Here is a 4,190-nt window from a genome sequence, read left to right as displayed (position 1 = left end):
CGTCTCTTTCCATAGGTGCCTGCTACCTGTTGGTTATTGATGGCGTTGCCCGGACGGCCATCAGCGCAGAGATTCCCCTAAGCATTTTAACCGCCCTGCTGGGAGCGCCGTTTTTCGCATGGCTGCTGAGCAGGACCGGCGGGAGGTGGACATGATTCTTGATACGGCCGGAGTGTACTTCTCGTACAACGGCAGTCCCGTTTTTTCAGAAGTTTCCTTCGCTATCGCACCCGGGGAGATCGTCAGCGTGGTCGGTCCGAACGGAGCCGGCAAGAGCTCCCTGCTCAAGTGCCTGAACGGACTGCTTGCCCCTGTGTGCGGGACGGTCAACATCGCTGGAAAGGATGTCCGCCGTATCAACCGCAAGGAGTTGGGCCGAACCATCGGGTACGTGCCGCAGCACGATGAGGACACGTTCGGATTCTCCGTCCTGGAAATCGTGCTCATGGGCAGGGCGGCGCACATCGGTCCGTTTGGTTCGCCCACGTCCCGCGACGTCCGGATAGCCGAGGAAGCCATCGCCGACGTCGGCCTGGAATCCATGGCGCACAAGAACCTCAACGAACTGAGCGGCGGGCAAGCGCAACTGGCCATCGTCGCCCGAGCCCTTGCGGCCAAGCCCCGCCTGCTGCTGCTCGACGAACCGACCTCCCACCTGGACATCCGGAACCAGGCTCTTGTCCTGAAGGCGCTGCACTCGTTGTCCAGGCAGCAGGGACTGTCCGTCCTCATGACCACCCACAGTCCGGATCACGCCTTCCTGTTCTCGGACAAAGTACTCATGCTGCGCCAGGGAGCGACGCCCCTTTTCGGAAAGCCGCGCCAGGTCATGACGGCCGAGGCCCTTGGACAGGTTTTTGGCATCGACGTGCAAATCATCAACATAGACAGCTGGTTCCCGGAAGCCCGTACCGTTGTTCCCGACTGGTTCGGCGTCATGGGGCAAGACCGGCTGCGAAGGAATGACCATGCGAATTGAAGTCGAGGATAAGCAGGGCGTGAAGACCCTGAAGTACGATGAGGCCGCCAAATACCATGGGGGATTCCACATGGCGGGCGTGGCCCTCGGCTGGAAATTTTTGGAGGCTGCCCTGGCCCGGCTCGACGGCCCGCTGCGCCGCGACGCCGCCTATCTGACGCTCGGCGCGACGCCCCCCGGCGTGACGGACTGCCTGGAATACGCGACCAGGGCACTCAGCCGTCGAAGGGCGGTCGTGGACCGAAATTTCATGAACGGGCCGAAGACCTGCTGCGGCACCCTCTCCTTTGCCCTCGCCTCCGGCGGCAAGCGCCTCACCGCGGCGCTTCGCCCCGACATCCTTCCCAGGGCCTTCGCCGATACCGCCACCCGTATCGATGCAGGCGTGGCCGGTGAAACGGAGACCGCGCAGTGGCAGGCCAAGAGCCGGGAGCTGGCCGCTCAATTCCTGGGGAGGGATTCTGCCGACCTGTTCGACGTCACGCAGGATGATTGCCGCCGCACCGCGAGCGGGGCCGGCGCGACGGGCCGTAGAGCCGACTACACCGTTTCCGAACAGTCGCCCCTGAAGGTGCGGGACGACGCCGGAGAGTGCGCCATCGGGTTGGACGAAATGCTCCGATTCCATGACATGGAGCACTATGCGGGCGTGGTCCTGGCGTACAAGGTCTTTTCTCTGGCCTTCAAGGAGCTGTGGGATGACGCAGTGCCGCACCGCAAGGACATCACCATTCTTTCCGGGCTCAACCCTCCGGGACTCATCGACAGCTTCGAATACGTGGCCAGGGCCATAACCCGACAACGCCACTGCCTGATTGCCGACAACAACGGTTCGCCGGATTCCCCCTTCGGCAAATTCGTGTTTCGCGTCTGCAACGGCGAGAGGCAGTGCAACCTGAAGCTCCGTCCGGGCCTGCTCCCCGAAGATTTCGCTTCCATCGGGCGAAAGGCCGAAGCGGGATTGGCCGACGAGTCCGAGCAGACCCGCTGGGAGGCATACAAGCACGATGTCGGTAAGGAGCTTGCAGGCATGGCCCCTGGCGATATTCTGGAAATCGTCTAGAAGCACCGGGCTGCCGACGGCTTTGTGTTACTAATTTATTTTTCGTAGTAATTTTTATATACGTATTATTGACACGTGCCACCAGCAACGGTATCGTGCATCTCCACAACTGACGTTGTGACGCATCCTGCGGGAAGGGGAATCCTAACCTTAGGGCGAGCGTAACCTGACGCATCGCCTTTCCCTATATGCGTCAACGCTCCCTCCCCCTTCCTCGGGACACCGAGGAGGCATGATGACACATTCCATTTCCGGTCAGACGATTGGACGGACCGCGCAGACAACCATGGGAATGCCGGTGGTCAGCTGTCCCGGCAACGCGTTCGTCACTCGCGTTCGGCTGATGGACGGCCGGGTGGACGAGACATGGAGCACGGGGCGCATGGTGCGGAATATGGGCTTCCTGCTACGGGGAGAATTAGATGTGCGAGGGCGGCCTCGATTTGTCACCCAGCCGCACTGCCTGTGCAATGACGGCCACGCCCTGGCCGCCATCAAGGCCATAGAGGACCTGGCCGGGGTGACCCTGCCGCGCAGCGCGGTGCTGGTACGCAGGCTGGTCCAATCCATGCGCTGTATCCAGGAGCATCTGCTTCATTTCTACCAGTTCCATATTGCCGATTGGGTGAACGTGAATGCGGCATTGCGTGCCGATCCGGCCAAAGCCGCCCACCTGGACTCGCCCAAAGGCAAAAAAAACGCCGACTTTTCCATTGTTCGGGAACAAATACGCGCGCTGGCCAAGCTGTCTGCCGGAAAGACGCCGGAGGCTGGATATCGAGGACCCGACGAGCTGCACCTGCTTCTCTATGGGCACGCCCTGCAGGCCATCAAGGCAGGTCAATCGCTCCAGGCCGCCCTGGGGATTCTGGGTTGCGGGTCCAAGGGATTCCAAGCCTACCGGCTGGGCGGCCTGCCCGATGATCTGGATCTTGGCAAAGAGGCTCTCAAGGGGTTGCGCGCTTCTCTGGCGGCGTGCCGGGGATTCATCACCGAGGTTTTCCCGTCGGACCTGACCCGGCTGGCAAGGGTTTACGGCTCGTGGGCCGAAAGGGGAAGAGGAAATGCCTTTCTGACGTGGTGCGACAGCGAAATCGGCAGGCTGATCGTCTCCGATGCGAAGGGCGTCTCCTGGCGATTCTCCCTTTCCGACGCCGCGGCCGTCCGGGAGGAATCCGAACCCGGTTGGAGCAACTGGGATAGGCACCGTTACCGTTTGTCCGCCGACCGGGAAGCCCCCTCCTTCCAATGGGAGCAAAAGGATTCCTACTGGCTGCCCGCGCCCCGGCACGGCGACATTGCCTGCGAAGTCGGCCCCCTGGCAAGAGTATTAGGCGGCTGGCTCAGTGGCCGGAGCCCGATCATGCGCGCCCTGTCCGTCGCGCTTGACGGATGTGCGTTGTCCATGGAGGCCATGAATTCCACTTTGGGGCGGGTTTTGTCCCGAGGCATCGAGTCGGTGGCCCTGATGGAATCCATGTCCGGCTGGGTGGATGAACTGGAATCCGTCCTGGCCAGGGACGACCGCCGCGCCGCGACCTTCAGCATGCCCGCTTCCGGAATCGGCGTCGGGCATGTCGAAGTGCCGCGCGGTGTGCTGACCCATACGATCACCTGGGATGGCGGGCGCATCGTGAACCACGACTATCTGATCCCCTCGTTGTGGAACTTCTCTCCGCGCGACCCCTTTGGCGGCGCGGGTCCCCTCGAACGCGCCCTTACCGGCACCCCGGTGGCTGCCCCGGATCACCCTGTGGAAATTCTGCGAACCCTTCACCAACTGGACCCCTGCAACGTCTGCCACGTGGTGGTCGAAGACCACGACACCGGCCGCACGTTTCTGGCGACGACCTGATTGACCACGCAAGGAACCCGAAATGAATCGACAGACCATACTTGAAGCCCTCGCGGATGACGCTGGCCAGGACGCATTGTTCCGGCAGGCCGACCAGGTGAGGAAAAAGCAGGTGGGAGACACCGTGCAACTGCGCGGCGTGGTCCACTTTTCCAACTACTGCAGGTGCAATGACCTGTACTGTGGGCTGCTCAAGGACAACGATCGGTGCAAGCGCTTCCGCATGACCGAGGACGAGATCGTGGACACGGCCCTGGCCATTGCCGAGGCGGGGCTTCATACCGTGGTCCTTC

The 4,190-nt window shown here is 62.1% G+C and carries 4 protein-coding genes and 1 pseudogene; all 5 read left to right on the top strand.

The window, feature by feature from the left end; all coding sequences use genetic code 11:
* Positions 1-11 precede the first annotated feature (11 nt).
* A complete protein-coding gene (locus PHP91_RS17145) occupies positions 12-155 on the top strand; it encodes an iron chelate uptake ABC transporter family permease subunit (RefSeq protein ID WP_300143716.1) in 144 nt (47 codons plus the stop codon).
* Positions 152-979, top strand: a complete 828-nt coding sequence (locus tag PHP91_RS17140) for an ABC transporter ATP-binding protein (RefSeq protein WP_300143712.1) — start codon at positions 152-154, stop codon at positions 977-979. The genes PHP91_RS17145 and PHP91_RS17140 overlap by 4 nt, the downstream gene beginning before the upstream one ends.
* On the top strand, positions 969-2,042 hold the full coding sequence (locus PHP91_RS17135; protein WP_300143709.1) for a hypothetical protein: 1,074 nt from the start codon (positions 969-971) through the stop codon (positions 2,040-2,042). The genes PHP91_RS17140 and PHP91_RS17135 overlap by 11 nt, the downstream gene beginning before the upstream one ends.
* Before the next feature lie 232 nt (positions 2,043-2,274).
* A complete protein-coding gene (locus PHP91_RS17130; protein ID WP_300143706.1) occupies positions 2,275-3,897 on the top strand; it encodes a nickel-dependent hydrogenase large subunit in 1,623 nt (540 codons plus the stop codon).
* A 22-nt stretch (positions 3,898-3,919) separates the two neighbouring features.
* Positions 3,920-4,190 (top strand): annotated as a pseudogene (locus PHP91_RS17125) ([FeFe] hydrogenase H-cluster radical SAM maturase HydE); the annotation flags it as partial.

The sequence above is a fragment of the Pseudodesulfovibrio sp. genome (genome assembly GCF_028692895.1).
In the GTDB taxonomy this organism is placed as follows: Bacteria; Desulfobacterota; Desulfovibrionia; order Desulfovibrionales; family Desulfovibrionaceae; genus Pseudodesulfovibrio.
The sequence above is the reverse complement of the archived record's forward strand: the minus strand, read 5'-3'. Positions and strand labels throughout refer to the sequence as shown.